Annotated in this window: 22 protein-coding genes and 1 pseudogene; 10 read left to right on the top strand and 13 right to left on the bottom strand. The window is 41.2% G+C overall.

The genetic code is table 11. The annotated features are described in order from the left end of the window. Window positions 1-6 precede the first annotated feature (6 nt). Together hemE and GPA07_RS14740 are read right to left on the bottom strand one after the other, a co-directional pair. Entirely contained in the window at window positions 7-1065 is a 1059-nt protein-coding gene (gene hemE, locus GPA07_RS14735) for a uroporphyrinogen decarboxylase (RefSeq protein ID WP_157292879.1), read from the bottom strand. 124 nt (window positions 1066-1189) lie between these two features. Beyond that, window positions 1190-3325 carry a transglycosylase domain-containing protein gene (locus GPA07_RS14740; protein ID WP_157292880.1) on the bottom strand — a complete coding sequence of 712 codons (2136 nt, stop codon included), beginning with the start codon at window positions 3323-3325 and terminating at the stop codon, window positions 1190-1192. Window positions 3326-3452: 127 nt separating this feature from the next. Between GPA07_RS14740 and GPA07_RS14745 the strand changes: the two genes are divergently transcribed. Next, window positions 3453-3938, top strand: coding sequence for an antibiotic biosynthesis monooxygenase family protein (locus GPA07_RS14745; RefSeq protein WP_071167826.1), 486 nt, complete (start codon window positions 3453-3455; stop codon window positions 3936-3938). 149 nt (window positions 3939-4087) lie between these two features. Here the strand turns inward: GPA07_RS14745 and GPA07_RS18880 are convergent, their stop codons facing one another. Continuing rightward, complete coding sequence (locus GPA07_RS18880; protein ID WP_232532053.1) at window positions 4088-4441, bottom strand: hypothetical protein; 354 nt, start codon at window positions 4439-4441, stop codon at window positions 4088-4090. A 166-nt stretch (window positions 4442-4607) separates the two neighbouring features. On the opposite strand from GPA07_RS18880, the gene GPA07_RS14755 reads away from it, so the two are divergent. Further along, entirely contained in the window at window positions 4608-5795 is a 1188-nt protein-coding gene (locus GPA07_RS14755; protein WP_008361153.1) for a M20 family metallopeptidase, read from the top strand. Between the two features lie 26 nt (window positions 5796-5821). On the opposite strand, the gene GPA07_RS14760 is transcribed toward GPA07_RS14755, so the two are convergent. The 3 genes from GPA07_RS14760 to GPA07_RS14770 are packed head-to-tail and all read right to left on the bottom strand — an operon-like array spanning window position 5822 to window position 8533. Beyond that, window positions 5822-6529 (bottom strand): EcsC family protein, encoded by a 708-nt coding sequence (locus tag GPA07_RS14760; RefSeq protein WP_071167827.1) that lies wholly within the window; start codon window positions 6527-6529, stop codon window positions 5822-5824. 50 nt (window positions 6530-6579) lie between these two features. Continuing rightward, complete coding sequence (locus tag GPA07_RS14765) at window positions 6580-7800, bottom strand: ABC transporter permease (RefSeq protein WP_071167828.1); 1221 nt, start codon at window positions 7798-7800, stop codon at window positions 6580-6582. Then, complete coding sequence (locus GPA07_RS14770; protein ID WP_008361146.1) at window positions 7793-8533, bottom strand: ABC transporter ATP-binding protein; 741 nt, start codon at window positions 8531-8533, stop codon at window positions 7793-7795. The genes GPA07_RS14765 and GPA07_RS14770 overlap by 8 nt, the downstream gene beginning before the upstream one ends. A 488-nt stretch (window positions 8534-9021) precedes the next feature. On the opposite strand from GPA07_RS14770, the gene GPA07_RS14775 reads away from it, so the two are divergent. From GPA07_RS14775 to GPA07_RS14800, 5 genes and pseudogenes are all read left to right on the top strand, one after another. Continuing rightward, window positions 9022-9450 carry an HIT family protein gene (locus GPA07_RS14775; RefSeq protein WP_008361144.1) on the top strand — a complete coding sequence of 143 codons (429 nt, stop codon included), beginning with the start codon at window positions 9022-9024 and terminating at the stop codon, window positions 9448-9450. 161 nt (window positions 9451-9611) lie between these two features. After that, window positions 9612-10691 (top strand): 3-phosphoserine/phosphohydroxythreonine transaminase, encoded by a 1080-nt coding sequence (serC, locus tag GPA07_RS14780; RefSeq protein WP_071167829.1) that lies wholly within the window; start codon window positions 9612-9614, stop codon window positions 10689-10691. 127 nt (window positions 10692-10818) lie between these two features. Beyond that, on the top strand, window positions 10819-11337 hold the full coding sequence (locus tag GPA07_RS14785; RefSeq protein ID WP_157292881.1) for a tryptophan transporter: 519 nt from the start codon (window positions 10819-10821) through the stop codon (window positions 11335-11337). A gap of 372 nt (window positions 11338-11709) precedes the next feature. Beyond that, window positions 11710-12068, top strand: a pseudogene (locus GPA07_RS14795) (YtxH domain-containing protein). Window positions 12069-12255: 187 nt separating this feature from the next. After that, on the top strand, window positions 12256-12870 hold the full coding sequence (locus tag GPA07_RS14800; protein WP_008361135.1) for an HTH-type transcriptional regulator Hpr: 615 nt from the start codon (window positions 12256-12258) through the stop codon (window positions 12868-12870). On the opposite strand, the gene GPA07_RS14805 is transcribed toward GPA07_RS14800, so the two are convergent. Continuing rightward, complete coding sequence (locus GPA07_RS14805) at window positions 12848-13192, bottom strand: YhaI family protein (protein ID WP_157292882.1); 345 nt, start codon at window positions 13190-13192, stop codon at window positions 12848-12850. The genes GPA07_RS14800 and GPA07_RS14805 overlap by 23 nt on opposite strands. Before the next feature lie 234 nt (window positions 13193-13426). Here GPA07_RS14805 and GPA07_RS14810 point away from each other — a divergent pair, with 234 nt between their 5' ends. Together GPA07_RS14810 and GPA07_RS18885 are read left to right on the top strand one after the other, a co-directional pair. Then, window positions 13427-13945, top strand: coding sequence for a DUF3267 domain-containing protein (locus tag GPA07_RS14810; RefSeq protein ID WP_157292883.1), 519 nt, complete (start codon window positions 13427-13429; stop codon window positions 13943-13945). An 82-nt stretch (window positions 13946-14027) separates the two neighbouring features. Further along, complete coding sequence (locus GPA07_RS18885; protein ID WP_082194762.1) at window positions 14028-14213, top strand: hypothetical protein; 186 nt, start codon at window positions 14028-14030, stop codon at window positions 14211-14213. 53 nt (window positions 14214-14266) lie between these two features. Here GPA07_RS18885 and GPA07_RS14820 read toward each other — a convergent pair whose 3' ends face one another. Together GPA07_RS14820 and GPA07_RS14825 are read right to left on the bottom strand one after the other, a co-directional pair. Continuing rightward, a complete protein-coding gene (locus GPA07_RS14820; RefSeq protein WP_034647786.1) occupies window positions 14267-14356 on the bottom strand; it encodes a YjcZ family sporulation protein in 90 nt (29 codons plus the stop codon). Window positions 14357-14501: 145 nt separating this feature from the next. Next, window positions 14502-14588 (bottom strand): YjcZ family sporulation protein, encoded by an 87-nt coding sequence (locus GPA07_RS14825; protein ID WP_008361129.1) that lies wholly within the window; start codon window positions 14586-14588, stop codon window positions 14502-14504. 161 nt (window positions 14589-14749) lie between these two features. Here GPA07_RS14825 and GPA07_RS14830 point away from each other — a divergent pair, with 161 nt between their 5' ends. Then, window positions 14750-15625, top strand: coding sequence for a peptidylprolyl isomerase (locus tag GPA07_RS14830; protein WP_008361127.1), 876 nt, complete (start codon window positions 14750-14752; stop codon window positions 15623-15625). A gap of 61 nt (window positions 15626-15686) precedes the next feature. Here GPA07_RS14830 and GPA07_RS14835 read toward each other — a convergent pair whose 3' ends face one another. The 4 genes from GPA07_RS14835 to GPA07_RS14850 all read right to left on the bottom strand — a co-directional run bounded on the left by GPA07_RS14835 (window position 15687) and on the right by GPA07_RS14850 (window position 21060). Next, entirely contained in the window at window positions 15687-15917 is a 231-nt protein-coding gene (locus GPA07_RS14835) for a sporulation YhaL family protein (RefSeq protein ID WP_157292884.1), read from the bottom strand. A 115-nt stretch (window positions 15918-16032) separates the two neighbouring features. Next, the gene (gene yhaM, locus GPA07_RS14840; protein WP_008361123.1) at window positions 16033-16980 is read right to left on the bottom strand and encodes a 3'-5' exoribonuclease YhaM; all 948 of its coding nucleotides are present in this window, start codon (window positions 16978-16980) and stop codon (window positions 16033-16035) included. A gap of 62 nt (window positions 16981-17042) precedes the next feature. After that, window positions 17043-19829: an ATP-binding protein gene (locus tag GPA07_RS14845; protein WP_157292885.1), complete on the bottom strand. Its 2787-nt coding sequence runs from the start codon at window positions 19827-19829 to the stop codon at window positions 17043-17045. A 16-nt stretch (window positions 19830-19845) separates the two neighbouring features. After that, a complete protein-coding gene (locus tag GPA07_RS14850; protein WP_157292886.1) occupies window positions 19846-21060 on the bottom strand; it encodes a metallophosphoesterase family protein in 1215 nt (404 codons plus the stop codon). Window positions 21061-21181: the final 121 nt, after the last annotated feature.

Here is a 21181-nt window from a genome sequence, read left to right on the forward strand (position 1 = left end):
AATAGTTTAAATGGATGTTTTTTTATGTTTAGCTGAGTAGTCGTGAATAAAATCTGTCAGCTTCTTTAACGTTTCTGGTGAAACATCAGGAAATACCCCATGACCTAGGTTAAAGATGAAGTGATCTGATTTCATCCCTTGATCTAAAATGTCTTTTGCTCTTTCTTCAATTACTTCCCAAGGAGAAAGTAAAATCGTTGGATCAAGGTTTCCTTGTAATGTTTTGGTTAACCCTTCTTTACGCGCTTCGTCTACACTCATACGCCAATCAAGTCCAACGACATCAAGCGGCAGGTCATGCCAATCTTTCGCTAGATGACTTGCACCAACTCCGTACATAATCATTGGTACATTTTCAGACTTCAGCTCTGTGAAAATACGCTGCATGACCGGCTTTATAAATGTCCGGTAATCCGCTGCATTTAAAGCGCCAACCCAAGAGTCGAAGATTTGAAATGCACGAACTCCCGCTTTCACCTGTGCCCGTATGTACGTGATCGTCATATCAGCTAATTTGTTCATTAGCAGCATCCATGTCTCTGGCTCACTGTACATGAGCGCCTTCGTTTTATGATAATTTTTAGATGGACCGCCTTCTATCATGTAGCTTGCCATCGTAAAAGGGGCGCCTGCAAAACCAATAAGCGGCACATTCAGCTGCTCCTTCGTTAACAGCTTGATCGTATCAAGCACATATGGCAGGTCTTCTTCAGGATGAAGCTCGCCAAGACGGTCAATATCCGCCTTTGTCCGAATAGGTGAATCAATCACAGGTCCAATCCCATTTTTAATTTCAACGTCCACTCCAATCGCTGGAAGCGGGGTCATAATATCTTTATATAAAATAGCGGCATCTACACCATATTGTTCTACAGGAAGTCTTGTTACATAAGCACATAGCTCTGGCTGATGCGTAATTTCAAATAGCCCGTATTTTTCTTTGAGGGCACGATATTCAGGCTGTGAGCGTCCTGCCTGTCTCATATACCAAACAGGTACATGGTCTGTTTGTTCCCCTTTGCACGCCTTTAAGAACGTGTCGTTAAAACCCTTCGTTTTTCCCATTACCTTTCATTCCACCTTTCGCCTCACACTCTCTTTGTATAAGGCTCAAACACTGCTTTTACTATACCGCTTTTTCAAGGCACGGTATACTAAAGCGGCTCAATGTTCAAAAAATCGCCGAATATTAACGACCAAAAGTCTCTGGCTTGACGTAAGAACTGCCTTCGCCTTCTTCTTTTGTTTGAGTATTGTATGGAACAACCTTATACTCTGCATCTGAAAACACATTCGCAAACGGCATTGTATAGCTATTTGTTCCTGTTACTGAGTCGATCAGTGTCTCGCTTCCATTTCTCTTTTCATAAATGCGATACTCGACGCGTTTGTCCTCCTGTTCATCCCATGACAGCTCCAATGTAAACAGCCCTTTGATTTTAAACACATAACGTGCTTCAAAGCCTGACAATCCTTCTAAATGGATCGGCGATTGAAGTTCTTTAATCCCCTCTGGTTTCTCGAAGGTTTCATTGGTGATTTGGGCTGTCGTCAAGATATCTTTAAATAACTGCACTGGATACTGACTGCCGCCGGTTAAATAATGGCTGTTATCGGTTTTGTCATACCCCATCCAGATCGCACCCGTTGTACTAGGTGTATAGCCAGCAAACCAAGCATCTTTTGTTGCACCTTTCACACCCGAATAAGTGGTTGTACCTGTTTTACCTGCTAAATCCCCGGCATATGAACCGCTCTGAGCTGTACCGCCTTTGACGACCTGCTGCAGCATTCTTGTCATATTCCAAGCGTTTTGCACACTAAACACTCGTTCTTGCTTGTTTCGATTTTTTTCAACGGTTTCTCCTTCATCATTGCTAATTTTCTGAATGAAGAAAGGCTTTTTATAGACGCCTTCATTTGCGAATGTATGAAAGGCTCCAGCAATCTGCAATGGAGAAACCCCTTTTTCTAAACCGCCAAGTGCTATGGCAAGTCCTTTATCCGAAATATCAATCCCCATCTTTTCAAGATAAGATTTAGAGGTGTCAATGCCAAGCTGACTTAACGTCCATACAGCAGCTGTATTTTTACTTTTCATGAGGGCATCTACCATCGTAACTTGTCCTTCATACTGTCCATCGTAATTCTTTGGTGAATAGCCGTCATAGCTTTTTTCTTTGTCTTCAAGGAGTGAATAAGGTCTGAATTTTTTCTCCTGCAACGCTGGGCCATACACTGCTATCGGCTTAAAAACAGATCCAGGCTGTCTCAGAGCCGTTACCCTGTTGTATCCTCTTGCCTGATATTCCCGTCCGCCAACGGCTGCTTTTACTCCCCCAGACACATTATCAATAAACACTGCACTGCTTTCTGGCGAGCCGCTTTTTCCCGGGAAATAACGGTTGTTTTTCATTGCTTCATAGGCGACTTTTTGCAAATTCATATCGATGGGTACCGTAATGGTATAGCCGCCTTGAAGCAATTGCTCATGTGAAATCGAATACTGTGATTCTGCTTCTTTTATGATGAGATCGACATAGCTGTCCACCCAAGGTGTTTCTGATTTCTTTTTCAAGTGGATGCCCAATGTTCTTCCTTTTGCTTCTACTGTCTCTGTAGATGACAAATATCCTTGTTCATTCATTAAATTCAGGATGGTATCTCGTCTTTGTTTATTTTTATCTGGGTGTAAAACAGGCGAATACGTTGACGGTGCCTTTGGCATTGCGGCAAGCGTAGCCCCCTCACTGACAGTTAAATCTTTTACATCTTTACTGAAATAGTAATTGGCGGCTGCTTGAATGCCATAGACGCCGTGGCCGAAGTAAAGCTGATTCAAATACATCTCAAGCAGCTTATCCTTTGAGTAATCTCTTTCTAAATTAATAGCAATAATGACTTCTTTTGTTTTTCGAAGAAACGTTTTATCGTTTGTGAGAAAAATATTTTTGGCAAGCTGCTGGGTGATCGTACTGCCGCCCTCTACCTTTCCACCTGCTAATATATCTCGATAAATCGCCCTTGAAATAGATTGTGCATCAATTCCATGATGCTCATAAAAGCGCTTGTCCTCTACAGCAACAAAAGCCTTCGCCACTTTATCAGGGACCTCCTTTAATGACACAGGGTCCCGATTTTCCGAATACATGCTTGTGAGTTCTTTTCCATTCTGATCAATGATTTTTGAGGAAGCGTGAAAAACGAGCTTCTTCTCATCTATAACATAATGTCCTAAAAACAAAATGGTCAGATAGCCAATAAATGAAAGCACGAGCGTACTTCCTGCTATGACTAATGGAATGATTATCTTCTTTTTCTTCAAATTAGGTCACCTCATTCCTTTATACGGATAGTATGGGATGTATTGCTTCATAATATGTTTTATGGATTGACTACCAAAGAATTATATATCATTCTTTTGTTATACTATCAAGCAGGAGGCGGTTTAGATGAATTTCTATATTACATATGGAACAGCAGACTTTTTGCAAAAAATCGCAAAAAAGCACCATCTGGAAAATCTGCTTTATATGGTCGGGAAAGAACAAGCGGCTCTTTTTCATGAAACGGAGGGTGAGACGGTCTTTAAAGCGCCCCATGCCTATGATGTGATTTATTCGAAAGGCGAGCTTGTCCAATCTGGTTTCGTCACTTTAAATCATATCCCTGTAAAGCTCGAGAGCAGGGCACTTTTTGAATCCACCTTTCAGAAAAAAACTAACATTTCAGAACATCAGCGCGGCTTTCAGGCACTTCGTGTGTTAAGACCAAAAAAGGATGAAGAGGTTTACTTGATTTTGACCCTTTGGGAATCAGAAGACTTATTTCAAGACTTTCAAGAGTCAGAAGCCTTTTTTCAGCCACACGAGGATACAGGTTCCATCTTCTCCCGCCCTGCCTATCTCACATCCTATCATGCCGTCACAGACCATTAAGGAAGTGCTTTTCGCACTTCTTTTCATGAAAAAACTCGGATTGTTGACAAAGGGCTAAAATGAACTTGATTTTAGCCCTTTGTCTTCTTTTCAGCGTGACATGAAAACCTTTGCAGTCTAGGAAGGACGAGTACCGGCGCGGAGCGAATTTAACATTCGTGAGCACCGGCACGCAGGACTGACAAAGAATGCGAGGGCTTGTCTACACGCTGAAAGCCCTTCTGCTGGGCTTTCAATGCCTTTCCTTTAGCTCGTACCGATGAATGATCGGCTGAAGCACATAAAAATTCAGCAAAATCCATCCTAATAAGATCGGCCACTTCAGCATAGGTGAAGCACCTTTCATCTGAATAAGCAGCACCAACAGTGGAATCAAGCAGATCATGAAAAAACTCATCTTCGAAACGAACGTTTCTTTGATTTGGTGCCGGCAGCTTGGACAGAGCATGATTCTCGCAAGTGATAATTGAAATTTTTCGACGAAAGAAAATGCTTTTGAACAATTTGGACAGCTTCCCAATCCCTCTCCCCCTTTTTTCCAGCTTCATATCACTCTTCGACTTTTATGTAAAATGACCTTGTCAGTCGTTCACGAAATCCTCTTTTGTTGAAAGATTCTAACAATTGCCATACAATCAGTAAAAGAGCATAAGGGAGGTTTTCGGATCAATGACAGTATCCACTTTACACAAAAAGATCAATGAGCGTCTTGATGAACATTATGAGGAAATGGTTGAAATTAGACGCCATCTCCATATGAATCCAGAACTTTCTTTTCAGGAAGAAGAAACTGCCGCTTTCATCGCAAACTACTATGACACATTACATATACCGACACGTACTCAGGTAGGCGGTCATGGCGTTTTGGCCTTTATTGATGGAGCTTTACCAGGGCCGACCATTGCCCTTAGAGCTGATTTTGATGCACTTCCTATTCACGATGAAAAGGATGTGCCTTACCGGTCGACAAAGCCTGGGGTCATGCACGCATGCGGTCACGATGGGCATACTGCGACGCTTCTTGTATTAGCGAAAATTTTGCATGAGCACCGGGATCAGTTAAAAGGAAAAATCGTTCTCATCCATCAGCACGCTGAAGAATATGCCCCCGGCGGTGCTAAGCCGATGATTGAGGACGGCTGTTTAGACGGAGTTGATGTCATTTTCGGCACACACCTTTGGTCTTCAGAGCCTTGTGGCACTGTTCTTTATAAAAGCGGGAACTTTATGGCTGCCGCCGACCGTTTCTCTATTCAAGTCCAAGGGAAAGGCGGACACGGCGCACAGCCTCACCTCACAAAAGATGCCGTCCTCATCGGTTCACAAATTGTCGCTAATCTTCAGCAAGTCGTTGCCCGTAAAGTTAATCCGATTGATTCCGCAGTGGTATCTGTTGGGGGATTTGTCGCTGAGAATGCCTTTAACGTGATTGCAGACTCAGCTGTCTTAACCGGTACTGCACGGTCTTTTGAAGAAAGTGCACGCCACATCATTGAACGTGAAATTGAACAGGTGGTGAAAGGGGTTTGCCACATGCACGATGCATCTTACACATATGAATATGTGAGAGGCTATCCTGCTGTCAAAAATCACCCTGCGCCAACTGAATATATTGCTGAAATAGCCAAACAGACAGAAGGAGTCACAGAAGTAAAAGAAGCAGAGACCCAAATGGGCGGAGAAGATTTTGCTTACTACCTTCAACATGTCCCTGGCACCTTCTTCTTCACAGGGGCCATGCCAGAAAACAGCCAGGATGTGTATCCACATCATCATCCGAAATTTGATGTCAACGAAAAAGCCATGCCTGTCGCAGCAAAGGTACTTGCTCATGCCGTCCTTTCCTACGACGAATAAAAAAAAGCCGCTGATCAGCGGCTTTTTCACTTCTTTTCTTCCAATATTCGCAAGTGAAACACATGACGTGCGACATCTCCAAGCTGTCCTGTCAGCTGATGATTTGCTACCCCGCCAACTGCGGCACCGACCACTGGCATTAATTGAAACAGCTTGACCAGATCAATATAATCTCGATATTCCTGCTGAAAGCTGTACCAATCCATTTCCTCTCGGCTTGTTTCCCAATCCTCAATGATTTTCATCATTTTATGACGATGTTCACTGCCTGAGAACGCGAGTTGAAAAATACAGAGCAAAAAGAGTCTTTCCTCTTTTTGAGACAAATCAAAGCCGTAAATACATGCGAGCTCATAAAGACATTTCATCTTAATGCTCAGCAGCAGCGGAAAATCCGCCATTCCGAGGAACAACCCACCCGCACCTGTTCCAATGCCTTCAATCGCAGCTGCCTTTTGATAATATTTCACTCGATCCTTTGCCAGCTCATTTCTCTCTACGATAGACAATTGGTCATCGATCACTGAAAATGAAGTAAAGTGTGTTCCTGATACAGTGGATTCCACCATTGTTTTGACCGCACTTGTGATGACTTGGTGAAATCGAGCAGGGATTCGCCGGTTCACTTGCTGCTGAACTCCTTTTGAAATCCGCTCGATCTTTGAAGGTTTTCTTAAAAAACGCGTTCGAAAAAGAATAGCCTCTTCATACAAATCTCGTTCAGCTGCATTCATCCGGTCCCCTCCTCGATGTCATCCGCTCGCTGTAAAGAACATTTCTCCGCTTATCTCATCTTTTTTAATCGGCTTTGAACGTAAGGCTTGAACAGCACCAGCACAAATGCCAATGAAATGAGAAGAGCAAGTCCGCTTCCCTTCCATCCTCCTGCTGGCAAAACGGCGCAGCTAAGCACAATCGACTGGATGATGAGCACATTGCGGACGAGTACAAAAAAGCTCCGTTCCTTTTCCGTCTGAGCGACTGGATAAAGTGCCTGTAACGAAAGATGTGCAAAGTGCTTCGTTAATGGGACAAGCTGTACACCTGTAATAAATACTGTGAACAAAACGAGTAATGCCCCCACCCAATCAGCTGCACCGGTATACAGGATAATGAGCACAAACACGACCGTTAACCTAAACACAAGGCCAAAATAGTCATTTGAACGTAAAAACGCCCTCACATACATGTATGAAAAAGCTTTGCGCTGCTCATAGGGAACAAACTGCAAAATCCAGTCCAAGTATGCCCTTCTTTTCACTTGTTTCTTTAAATGAGGGACATCTGTAAATAAGTTCGCCAAACGATAAAAGCGCTGCTTCCGTTTTAATTCATCAGAAATATGCAATTCCCATTGAAAAGGCTGTTTTTTTACTGCATTTGTTAAATAAATCAGATAAACGGCATATAAAATGTAAAAAACAATTGCAATCGCATAGGCTGCCTGTAAAACGGTATACATGATAATCGTGTTCAATAGAAAACGAATCGCCGCATCAAGCCATCTGACATGTTTTCCTGGGAAATAAGTCATTCTCCACTGAATCGCTGTATTCAGACCCTTGATCAATATCATTTGCGCCAAAATCAGCACATACAGCATGAGGTCTCCTGTTGAGACAGCCGAATAAAGCGGAAGAGCAATAATCGATACGGCAATTAAAGGAAACAGCTGAGAAAGGAAGCTGAAGTTAAAAGCATGTTTTAAATAAGGCTCCATCTTCCCTTCCAAAGGAAGCAAAAACACGAGGTCAGCCTCTTTGATCAACGTTCGCACGTAGGAGCTTGTCAGCACCAATGAGAAAACAACTGCCATGACCCAGTATGACGGGAAGTGAGCTGGAATATGTTTCAGCCAATTGCTATACCAGCTTGCGCCGCCGGCAAGGAAAAAGATCAGCACAATAACAAGGTGATCATTGAACATGTATTTTAAGTATTTTCTTGTTTCCTGTACGTGTTCCTCTAATCGTGATTTCCAAATGGTTTGCGTTGTTTTACTCATAGCTTTCTTCCTTTGTTAATTCCAAATAAAGATCATCAAGTGTCGCATCTCTCATGTTGAACTGCTCTCTCAGCTCAGTCAGTGTTCCTTTCGCTCTTATTTCCCCTTCATGCAAAATAATAAAGGAATCACAGTAGCGTTCAGCCGTTGCCAAAATATGCGTTGACATCAGGACACTAGCACCGTTTTTCTTCGCAGCATTCATTCGTTCCAATAGGGCATTTATCGCAAGCGGATCAAGCCCTAAAAACGGTTCATCAATGATATACAGCTCTGGTTCTACCAGGAACGCACACATGATCATGACCTTCTGCTTCATTCCTTTAGAAAAATGAGCAGGGAACCATTTCAGCCGTTTCTCCATTCGAAATTCTTTCAGCAATGATGGCAAACGTTCTTCTAATTGTTCTTTTGAAAGGCCGTAAGCCATCGCCGTCAGCTCTAAATGCTCTTTTAATGTTAATTCTTCATATAGAACAGGTGTCTCTGGAATAAACGTAAATTGCGAACGATACGCCTCTTGATCTTCTTGAAGGGTTCGTCCGTTTAATTCAATAACACCTTTATGCGGTTTCATTAACCCAATAATATGACGAATGGTTGTACTTTTTCCCGCCCCGTTTAGACCAATGAGGCCAACGATTTGGTTTCTTTCTAATTCAAATGAAATATTTTTCAGAACGGGATTCTTCGTATATCCACCCGTTACATCTTTTACAGTTAAAAGGGACATCACTTCGTTCCTTTCTTTCTTTTTTCCTTTATAGTACCAAAAACGAAAGATAATTTGAAATGTTTACCTATAGACTGGCCATGAATAAAACACAGGCGCCTTGGTCATCATAATGTATGTAGAAGAAATGAACTTGATGACCAATACGTAAATGAGGTGTTTGTTAAAGGCAAAGAACCGCATGACAAGTTGGTTTTTCATCTAAAAACCTTAGCTTCTGTTTTGCTTCACTGATTCTTGATTTTTGTGTCCTATACAATGTTGTATACGACAAACCAAAACGTCAAATGAGGTGTTTACGGCAGAAATAGCAGGCATATGAATTCTTTATTTCAGTAAATAGAGAATTCAAAAAGGCATATCAAATGAAAACATCGGCATTTCTTCTGCAGGAACAGGATGAGCGACCAAAGGAGTTCGCTTGTCCTGTTTTCTTTTTTGTTTCTTTTTGTGATACGATAAAGAAAAAGAATGAGGAGTGACATGGCGTGAGCGACTGCATTTTTTGCAAGATTATTGATGGAGACATTCCATGTGCAAAAGTATATGAAGACGAGCATGTATTGGCTTTTCTTGATATTAGCCAAGTGACAAAAGGACATACCCTTGTAATCCCGAAAATACATAAAGAAAACATTTATGACATGACACCAGACGTGTCGAATCACTACTTCCAAGCGATTCCAAAGATTGCAAGGGCCATTAAACAGGAATTTGAACCAATTGGTTTAAATCTCCTCAACAACAACGGCGAAAAAGCCGGACAATCTGTGTTCCATTACCATATGCACATCATTCCGCGCTACGGCAAAGGAGATGGCTTTGGCGCAGTATGGAAATCACATCAAGATCAATACACATCAGAGGATTTAAAAGACATTTCTTCTGCCATCCATACGCGGCTCACCTCATCTTAATTGATGAGGTTTTTCTTTTGTCTGCCTCTTTTTTAGAGCTTACATCTCCTGAATAGTAAGATATTTAGGACGATTCAATTTTTTTGTCCAAATCCCTCAAATTTGTGATAGGATGGTTTTATCTTTTGATCCATTAACGCGAGAAATAGGGAGAGATTGTGATGAAGCGAACGACGAATTTTAATGCTGGTCCGGCGGCACTGCCGCTAGAAGTGCTTCAAAAAGCACAGGAAGAACTTGTTGATTTTAAACAAACCGGGATGTCTGTGATGGAACTTTCTCATCGCAGCAGTGAATACGAAGAGGTCCACAATAAAGCAAAAGCGCTTTTGGTGGAGCTGATGGACATTCCAGAAGACTATGAGGTCCTCTTTTTACAAGGCGGAGCAAGTCTTCAATTTGCGATGATTCCAATGAACTTCTTACACGAAGGCGAAACCGCTCATTTCATTCAAACAGGAGCCTGGTCAGAAAAAGCATTGTCAGAAGCAAAAGTGTTTGGTCACACGTCTGTGTTTGCTTCAAGCGAAGACGACAACTATTCGTATATTCCAGAAGTAGATACGTCCAGTTTAACAGAGGGTGCTTACCTGCACATCACATCGAACAATACGATTTTCGGTACTCAGTGGAAAACGTTCCCAAACACATCGCTTCCGCTCATTGCGGACATGTCCAGTGATATTCTCAGCAAAAAAATAGACGTTTCTTCATTTGATTTCATTTATGCAGGGGCACAAAAAAACCTTGGGCCTTCTGGTATCACGATTGTGATCGCGCGCAAACGTTTATTAGAGAAAGAAAAAAGCGGCACACCTAAAATTTTAAAATATTCAACACACACGAAAGCCAATTCTCTTTATCACACACCACCGACTTTTGCCATTTATATGCTGTCTCTTGTCCTTGAGCATGTCAAACATGCTGGCGGCGTAGAAGCAGCAGAAAAACGCAATGAACAAAAAGCAGCGATTCTCTATGATACGATTGATCAAAGCGGCGGTTTTTACAAAGGACATGCACGCGCTGACAGCCGTTCGCATATGAATATCACATTCACCCTTCGTGATGATGCGCTCACCGCATCCTTTGTAGAGAAAGCAAAACAAGAACAAATGGTTGGACTTGCCGGCCACCGTTCTGTTGGTGGATGCAGAGCATCTATTTACAATGCGGTCTCTATAGAAGACTGCCAAAAACTTGCGGACTTTATGAAAAAGTTCCAGCAAGAAAATGAGTAAAAAAGCTTTTCTATCGCGAAATAAATTTGTTATAATGACGAGAAATATAAGGTCATGACTCTTGCAATAAATGATGAGCCATATTATTGGAGAGTCCTATAAGAGCTTAGCAGAGGAGAGCATAGAAATGAAAACAAAAGAATTAGTGATTATGTCATTGCTTGCAGCAATGGGAGCTGTTTTGCACACGATTTTCCCGCCCATCTTTTTCGGAATGAAACCTGATATGATGCTGGTCATGATGTTTTTAAGCATCATCCTTTTCCCTCGGGTGCAGCATGTCGTCGTCATTGCCCTGGTGACTGGGGTCATTTCCGCTTTGACAACGGGTTTCCCAGGCGGACAAATTCCAAATATGATAGATAAGCCGGTAACAGCCTTTATCTTGTTGGCCCTTTTCTTATCCTGCCAAAAGATGAAGAACAAAGTCGTGCTGACCGCCGTGCTAACAGCTATCGGAACCGCCGTATCCGGCGTGGTTTTCCTATCGGCCGCTTTACTGATCACTGGACTGCCAGCTGCATTACCGGCACTTTTTGTGGGTGTTGTCCTGCCAGCAGTTGTGATTAATACCATCGCAATGGTATTTGTGTTCCCGATTGCTCAGTCCATTCTAAAGCGTGCAAGAATGATCGAAGTCGCTTAATGAATAACCAAACCTCTTCATAATAAGATGAAGAGGTTTTTTTTCAACCTTTTATAAAAGAAAAAGGGTAAGCAGCAAAACGAGGAGCGAAATCCCTGCACCTGCCGCACAGACAAGTGCTTTTTGTTTCAATACATGTTTTGGCGGATAAGACCCCTGCATACCCAAGCTGTCTTACATAATGAATGGAACCACCTGCGAAAATAACACCGATACACATAAAAACGAACAGAAAGACAGACAACCTTCTCCCCTCCCTTTTCTTCAAAAGTATGCTAAAATAAAGCAAGCTATGTATGGAAGTTCAATGAAGCTGATCATCAGCTCAGAGAGAACTTGCGAATGTGTAAAATTTGACTAGAGGTGATTGGAATGGCTAGTGGACGTTCTTTATTAACAGGATTATTTGTAGGCGGTCTCTCCTCGGAGGTGCGGCAGTGCTCCTGACGACTCCCTCTTCTGGCAGAGATGTACGCGAAAAGATGAAAGACAGCTATGACAAATTCGAAGATACGCTGACAAAATTAAAAAGAGATGGACAAGCTCTAAAAGAGCAAATTGTTGAAACAGCAAAGGAAAGTGCAGAAGTCATTAAAGAGGTCGGGACTGAATTGCAAACATCAATTCAGCAATGGCGTGAAGAAATCAAACCTCATCAGCAGGACCTGCAAAAGGAAATTCAAGAAATTGAGGAAAAGCTCAAACAGCTGGAGAAAACCTTACAAAACTAATATACTCACAAATAAATATTCGTTTACAAAAGTGTGCGGTGTGCGTATCCCGCACTTTTTTTGTTCAAAAAAGGTTATTTTGACAATGTTTTTCATGACTTTTTAAAATTCTTGAATTTTCAGCTTTATTAATCTTTATTTTATTGGCATAATAGAATTACAAGAAAAAGAGAAGTAGGTGAAATGGATGAATCATTCGGAACAGCCTTTCGATGTAAAAGAAGCACTTTTATTCAGTCAAAGAATGGCCCAATTGAGCAAAGCTCTTTGGAAATCCATTGAAAAAGATTGGCAGCAGTGGATCAAACCGTATAACCTGAATATCAATGAGCATCATATTTTATGGATTGCGTATCAATTAAAAGGAGCTTCAATATCAGAAATTGCAAAGTTTGGCGTCATGCATGTATCAACGGCGTTTAACTTCTCCAAGAAATTAGAGGAAAGAGGATTTTTGAAATTTTCTAAAAAGTTAAACGATAAACGCAATACGTATATTGAGCTAACGCCAAAAGGCGAAGAGACATTCCATAAACTACTCGAAGATTACGACCCGGCACGAACTGGTATTGTCAAAGGCGCACAGCCGCTTCATGACATTTACGGAAAGTTCCCTGAAATTTTAGAAATGATGTGTATTATTCGAAATATTTATGGTGAGGATTTCATGGAGATATTTGAGAAATCGTTTTCAAACATCGAGAAGGACTTTTTGAATGAGCGTGGGAAAGTCACGAAAAAGACTGAGGAGCTTGAAGACTCAGCAGATGAGAAAGCGGCTAAAGCAAATCAAATTGTTTAATGATCTTTATAAATTCATTCATTAACGGCTGAAACAGCCCTTGATCATGCAAAGCAAAAATGGTCTCATGAACATCCAGCTTTTCAACTAACTGCCCCGCAAAAAGCGCAAGGAGATTGTCGAACATGACATAGCCTTGTGCTTTTTGCTTGTCCATTTCATCTGAAAGCTCAGCACAAATACGTTCAATGTCCTTTGCCTCTTCTTTTGATACACGCTGCCGGATTAATAGCGAATAATATGGATAACGACTCATATCTGTCGCCGTCAGTAAAAGCTCCATATAATATTCGAGCTGGCTCATTCGTTCCTCAATACTCATGTACGTTCCCTCTTTCTCTTAGTCATTCTATTTTAGCCGAAATTACTCATTGACGAAAGAGACGAACCTCCCCCTCTTGTCTTTTTTTCTTGAAAAATCCAAAGTTTCCTCTCTTTAATTCCATATGAATAGAACATTTTATTTTTTTTCATCAAAACCATTGATTTTTATCCTCAGGAAGAGTAAATTATCTTGAGATATTCAATTAGATTTTTGAGATTGGAAGGATGAAAAATGAATTGTTGGAAGACCATTAATCTTGAAAAGGATTATGGTTATACGAGAATGATGATTTCAGCAATAAGTCTTACTATACTTTTTTTCATTATGGCGTTTTTATGTTTTCAACTGACTCATCCTGAAACGAGACTCAGCAGTCACAATGCACCTCTCTTTGTCGTGCTTTTACTTGCGACATTGCTTGTCCACCGTGTGGTTCACTTGATCCCAGTGATGAAAAATAAGGAAAAAATGACGTTATTTAAACGAAATTGCTGGCAGCGCGTGCCGAAGAGAGTGATGCTTTTCTCACTGCTCAGCCCGTTTTGTGTCATCTCACCTGTTTACTTTATTTTAGGAATAGCATTTCCAATGTACGCACACTATTTTATCATGATCGCAAGTATTCATGCAGGCTATTGTTTGCCTGACTTTTTATTTGCATGGAAACTGCTAAAAGCACCAAAATCCTGCATCATTGATCAAGCCCAAGACGAGTTTGATATTTTAGTTGACCCAACTTCCTCATCATGAGGTTTTTAAAGCCAACTTCTATCTTTTTCATAAAAAATTTGGTAATGTAGTATGGGAATAGCATAGAGAGGGGGGATCTCCGATAGTTTTATTTTACTTCATCGCCTTTGCCGCGTTTATTGTGTACTCAATAAACAGGCTTACTAATACATTATGCCTTGTCAGAGAGATTCCTGAAGAACGGCAAGATAAGGTGTTTCGCTTTATCAATGTATCGATCCTGATCTTACTCATTTCATCATTTGTTGAAATTACCATTTCTGTTTAAGATCAAAGCAAAAGCTGCCTGTTTGATGGCAGCTTTTTGTGTAGGATGATCTATTAGTAAATCCAAGATGCACCGATAATGATCAATAAAATGAATAACACGACGACTAGTGCAAAACCGCCAGCAAAGACTTCTCCTCCCATGTGAAAACACCTCCTGCCAGTTCTTCCTCTGTTCTAAGCTCAGTGTATGCAGAAACATTGAAAACGTTTAGGCACCTGTCATCGTTTTAAAAAAGAACCGCCCGCACGCATGGCAGGACGGCTCCTTTCTGTAACAGCGATTTAATTAGTAAAGATATGCTGCACCAACGATGATCAGCAAAATGAATAGCACGACCAATAAAGCAAATCCATTAGAATATCCTGCTCCCATATAATTCAGCCTCCTTTTTGTGATCACTATATGTGTATGTCGAGCACAAAAAATTGACTAGACGAATGCCCTCCCATTTGCATTTCTTTTTACAGCGTGTCACAATATGTTATGATACAAGCAATGATAAATAAATTGGAAAGATTAGGAGTGTTTTTTGAATGAAAAAAATAGCTTTAGCAGCTGTAACAGCAGTAAGTGTTTTAACTCTTGGCGCATGCAGTAGCGGTGATAAAGAAGTCATCGCAACAACAAAATCAGGAGATGTCACAAAAGAAGAGCTTTACACAACTCTTAAGAAACAAGCAGGCGGAGATGCATTAAACCTACTTGTTCAACAAAAGGTTCTTGCTGACAAATACAAAGTATCAGATAAAGAAATTGATAAGAAATTGAAAGAATATAAAAAGACACTTGGAGCAGACCGTTTAAAACAGCTTCAAGATGAATACGGGAAAGACTACATCAAAGATCAAGTGAAATATGAGCTACTTACGCAAAAGGCTGCAAAAGCTAACATTAAAATCACTGATAAAGAAGTAAAAGCGTATTATGATGACCTCAAAGGGAAAATCCGCGCGAGCCACATTTTAGTCGCTGATAAGAAAACAGCGGAAGAAGTGGAAAAGAAATTAAATAAAGGCGAAAAATGGGATGACCTAGTGTCTGAATACTCAACTGACACGTCTTCAGCAGCACAAGGCGGCGATGTAGGCTGGTTCGCAAAAGACGGCCAAATGGATGAGAACTTCAGTAAAGCGGCCTTCAAACTAAAAGTAAATGAAATCAGCAAGCCAGTAAAATCACAATATGGCTACCATATCATTAAAAAGACCGAAGAACGCGGTAAATATAATGACATGAAAGCAGACTTGAAAAAAGAACTGCTTGAACAAAAGCAAGCAGACTCAACTGAAATCCAAACAATCTTAAACAAATTGGTGAAAGCTGCCGATGTGAAAGTAAAAGATAAAGAACTTCAAGACACGTTCAAAGAAAAATCTGAACAAACAACAACAGAAACTCAAAGCCAATAATTATGAAAAACCCCTCTGCGTTTTTAATTGCAGAGGGGTTTTTGTATGAATAGATGTCTGTCTAAGCAATCGAATGGTCTTCATGTTTCGCCGGTTCCTGTGATCGTTTTACTTGCTGACCTTGACGTCTGCGCTCTCTTTCCTGTTCCATTCGCTCAATAAAGATTTCTCCTTCTTTTTCAATAAAGGATTGATCAATCTCTTGCTCCTCTTTGGCTGTCGTCATTAATTTATATGCACAAAAGATAATGCCAATGATACATGCATACACCCACCATGGAAAAAACAACATTGTCATCGCCTCCTTTTTTCAGGACAAATCTCTCTTCCTTTGTGTTACATGCTTATGCGGCAAGAAGACAAGTTATGAAAAAAAACGCCCGCTTCCAGCGGACGTTTTGACAATGTTATTCATTGTGAAAGGTTGGTTTATAAAATGAACGATTCTCTAATGCAAAAATACGCTCTGTATATTCTCCTGGCTTCACATGTTCAAGCGCACGATCCATCATGTTCATTTTCGCGTCTAAATTATCAATATAGTGGAGAATTTCAGCTTCCTTCACCATTGGCGGTTTAGGACTGCCCCACTCTCCTTTTCCGTGATGACTTAGCACTAAGTGTTGTAAAATGAGAATTTCCTCTGAATCAATACCAAGCTCTTCTGCGGCTTTTGCAATTTCTGTCACCATAATAGAAATATGCCCAATTAAATTCCCTTCGACTGTATAAGTAGTCGAAACTGGACCGGAAAGCTCTTTGACTTTCCCTAAATCATGAAGAATGATGCCTGAATATAAAAGATCTCGATCGAGTGATGGATATAGATCAACAATTGATTTCGCTAAATGCAGCATAGATACCACATGATAGGCAAGACCCGATACAAACTCGTGATGGTTTTTTGTAGCTGCTGGATAATCGGCGAATTCCTGTCCATACTTCTTGAGCAAATGTCTTGTGACACGTTGAATATTAGGATTTTTCATATCAAAAATATATTGCATAATGGTATCCATCATATCGTGTTTTGGAATAGGAGCTGTTTCTAGAAAATCATCAATTCGAATTTGCTCGTTTTCAGCAACAGGGCGTATATTCCTAAGCTTCAGTTGATTCCTCCCGCGATAATGATGAATATCACCTACTACCTTCACGATGGTTTGCGCGGCATATGTGAGCTCATCATTCTGCTTTGCATCCCATAGCTTCGCCTCAATATCTCCACTTTGATCTTGAAGAATTAAGGTTAAAAATGGTTTGCCATTACTTGCAATCCCTTTAGTAGATGATTTAATTAATAAATGCAGGTCAACTTGTTCGCCGACGTCATAGGTCATGATCCCTTTAGCCATTCAATAAAAGCTCCTTCCATGTTTCTGCTCATATAAGTATAACATAAGTCATTATTTGTCAATCAATCTACTGCTAAACTCGTAATCTGTCCCTCTTCCACTGTTTCTTTCATATGATGATGACAGGTGAAATAAAACAGCTGCGTCTCAAAACGAGTGAGTTCTTTCATTAACTCCTGCACTCTTCCTAGACGGACATGATCAAAATGAACGAAACTGTCGTCCATCATAAAGGGAAGCTGACAATTCTGCTGGTGGGACAAAGCAAGCGCAAAACGAATCGCAAGATAAACTTGTTCACAAGTTGCCTGTGAAAGCTGCTCTGGGCGGAATATTCGTCCATCCTTCCGTTTCACAATCAGCCGGTCATCTTCGCCTGAAAATAAAATGGATTCATATCGCTCATTCGTTAACGGCTGAATAAAGCGGGAAGCCGTTTGAAGAAGCGCTGGCAGCCTCGTTTCTTTATGCTCATTTAGCTTCTCTCGAATAACGGAGCGGACGAGCTGAATAGCTGCCCATTTTTTCACAAGGTGCTTCGCATGCTCCTGCTCTATCGCAAGCTGATGAGTCAAATCAGACACTGTACCTGACGCTTCGATTTGCCGGATTTCCACTGATCGTTCTGCCAAGCGCTGCTTCATATTCGTCACATTTTGTTCAATGTCATGCAGACGCTTTTTCGCTTGTGCGCACTCTTCCTCAAGGTGGCGCAATCCTTTACGAGCAATGACTTCCTCCTCATCCATACAACCGCTTCTGTGCAGCTCTTGATTCAGCTGCTGCAAATGATACAGCCGATCCCGGTATTCTTTGGATTGATGAGACAGTACATGGTAGTCTTCCTTTGACTCTGCTTCTACTTGACGAAAAAGCTCGTTCATCTGTTTTTCGTAATATTGAATTTCTCCTTCCAGCGTTGTCAGTTGCTGCTCCACATGTTGAATGGAGATGTGCAATGCCTGACGTTCTTTTTCTCTTTTCGCCTCATCTTTTAATATCTCATGAAAGGCTGAGATGCTTTCTTGAATGCTTCCTTCTTTTCTTTGAAGGAGGCGGCTTAACGCTGCGACTTTTTGCTCATAGGCCGATTGCTGATAAGTGAGCGCTTCTATTTCCCTATCAAGTGCCTCATATGCCGCTGTATTTGCTTTTAATTGTTTTAGGATATGAAAAGCTTCTACAAGGAATGGAAGCTCTGTCGACAAGCCCAGCTGTCTTTTCATTTCCTCTACTTGCTGCTGGACAGGCTCCAGCTCTTGCTCCCAGTCTTCATATTGACGGATGATTCTTTCATATAGAAGTTCCTTTTGCCTGACAAGCGTTTCAGCTGAAGCCGCTTGAACATAAAAGGACTCAGAGGTGCTACCATTGGTTGCTTGTTTCAACTGTGTCTGTTTAAGCAATGGATAAATCGCTATGAAGGTAAATACAGAAAACCCCGCAAACAGCAAAGGCACCCAGCTCTCTGCTAAAAAGAATAAGATGATGAGGATGACAGCATCTGTCATAAGCATTAGCGGGAATAACCACGTCCGGAAAGGAGTCTGTTTCTCTTTCGCTCTTGTTCCTCTGACCTCGTCTGACACCGGCTGTCTAACTGGCTGCTCCTTTAATCCTTTTAGAGCGGTTTCCGCTTCTTCTAACTCATGTCTTGCATGATCAAACCGGTCATCAAGCTGCGTTTTTCTATCCATTAAACGAACGTATTGGCTGACAGCCTCCTTTAATTCCCACTCAAAATCAAGTGAGTCATCCACTTGATCAAGCTGCATTGGACGCTGAAAATTCAGCTTCGCTGCGGCTTCTTCTATTTTTTGTTTCAATGAACCCCGCTCTACTTTCCCTTCTGCTATGCGTTTTTTTACAAACTCAGCATCAGGTGACTCAGCCATGACCCGTTTCATCTCCAACAATGTATCCTTGTCATATTGTGGTTGAACTTGCGTGAGCGAAGTTTGCAAGTGATCTAATTTTTGTTTCAGTGCTGTCAATTGTGCCTTTTTCGGGTGAAGGTGTGATTCTAGTTTATCAAGCTCATGCTCGGTTTCCTGTCTAAACTGTTTGACTCGCTTTGGATAACGCGCCAATTCTTTTTTAAGCTCCACTTTGCTTTCTATCATGGGATACAGCCGAATATGTTCAGTCAGTTGTTGAATGTCTATTTCTGCCTGATTCATTTCTTGTTGAAGCTGTTCGATTTTCTCCACTAATTCAGCTTGCTCTCGTTTCTTTTCGGAATAACGTCCCTCTGCCAATTTTGCCTGTTTCAGCTGACCTGCCAGCTCTTTTAGACGCTCAAGCTGCTGATTTAATTCAGGCTTGCGTCCATTGGGTTTAAATAGCTGCTCCTGCTGTTTTAGCAGTCTGCTATCCATCTTGGATGCCGCATCTGAGCCAAATAAGCTTGAAAAGAGTAGAAATTCACCCATTTGGTCTTGGTTTAACGCTTGAACATTTTGCAGCCCAAACACATCAAAAGAATAAATCGATTGAAATAACCTGCGATCTGTTCCCTTTAACATCGTACGTAGAAAAGCTTCGTCTTTCACTTCACCATTGGGTAACAGCACCTGTGCTTTTCCGCCTTGATCAGACGTTCTCTCAATATGAATCACACCTAATTCTTCATCTAAACATGTGAGGGAGCCGCCATAAAATGAGCCCTGCTTCGGCTGATACGTTTTGCTTTTCGAAAAACCAAATAACACCGATTCAATAAACGCCTTCAATGTCGATTTCCCCGATTCATTCAGGCCATAAACTAGCTGAAAACCATCATCAGAAAAGTGAAAGGTTTGATTAGAAAATTTTCCGAAATTCGCAATATGAAGTGAACGTATTTTCATCATGCCTCTCCTTTTCTCACAATTGCTTCAGCTGTTCTGTCAGCAGCCTTTGTGCTTCTTCTTTTATATCCACTTCATCCTCTTTTGTGAGAGCTTTTCCTAACCTTCTATAAGTTGGATGACGCTTAATCGGTGAGAGCAGCTCTTCATACGTATCAAACTGGGCAATTTCTGATGTTAGTTCTTTCAAAAAAGAATCTTCCGGATAGACGATATCCTCATTTGTTCGGCAGTCAATCGACATCACCCAAACGAATATGTCTTCCTCTTCTTCCTGCTCATGAAGGACAGCCATCAGCTCCTCCAGCACCTCAAGCTGCGATAGTCGAATATAAGCAGGGGTTTCTCCAGTCAATTCGATTTTCACAACATGAGGAATGCCCCGCTCTTTCAGCCTACTCATCTGTTTGTCCACAAGTGTCACAAGGTCGGTCATATGTGCTGTATCTGTGATATCTAATGACAATGTCTCAAAAATGACATCAGAACAGCCAATAAACTCCGCTGCGTGAGAATTTTCGGATAGATGAACGACATAACAGCCTTTCTCTCCTGTTTCTTTTATATGTCTCCCCTGCAAGTTTCCAGGGTAAATGATCATTGGGTCTTCATGCAAAAGAGCTCGCTTATGAATATGTCCAAGCGCCCAATAATCGAAATCCCGCGACAGGAGCTGTTGAAGCTGAAATGGCGCATATGCATCATGTCCTTCTTGACCCGCTAATGTGCCGTGAAGCATCGCAATATGATAGGGTGCGTCTGTTGTTTTTACATAGTGAGATGTCATATTCTCATAAACCGCCCGCTCATTGTAGCTGAATCCGTAAATACTTGCGGCGAGCTGATCTCCTCTATAAAACGATTGCTCACTTGGCGTACTGCTCAAAAAAACGTGAACATTCTCCGGCCACTCAATTGGCGTCCATTCACCGCCTAAATGATCATGATTACCATAAATAATAAACACGTCAATTTCGTGTTCTTGCAGTTTAAGAAACTGATTTCTTAAAAAAAGCTGGGCTTTCAGGCTGCGATTCGATTCATCAAATAAATCTCCGCTCAGCAGCACAAAGTCTACTTCTCGATCAATCGCAAGGTCAAACATGTTCCTCGCACTTTGAAATGTACTTTCTTTCAACCTCTTAAAAATTTGGTTTGGTATATTTGACATTCCCGCAAACGGACTATCTAAATGAAGATCTGCGGCATGAATAAAGGTAAGCTTCGTCAAACGTCTATCTCCTTATACGATACTGTCGTTGTCCATATTTTATCATGCCGTTTTTACGAATGCACGTTCTATTACTCTTATTCTAAAAAACACATTTTTAAAGACAAAAAAGAGGTTTTAC

This window comes from Bacillus sp. ms-22 (genome assembly GCF_009759805.1).
In the GTDB taxonomy this organism is placed as follows: Bacteria; Bacillota; Bacilli; order Bacillales; family Bacillaceae; genus Bacillus; species Bacillus xiamenensis.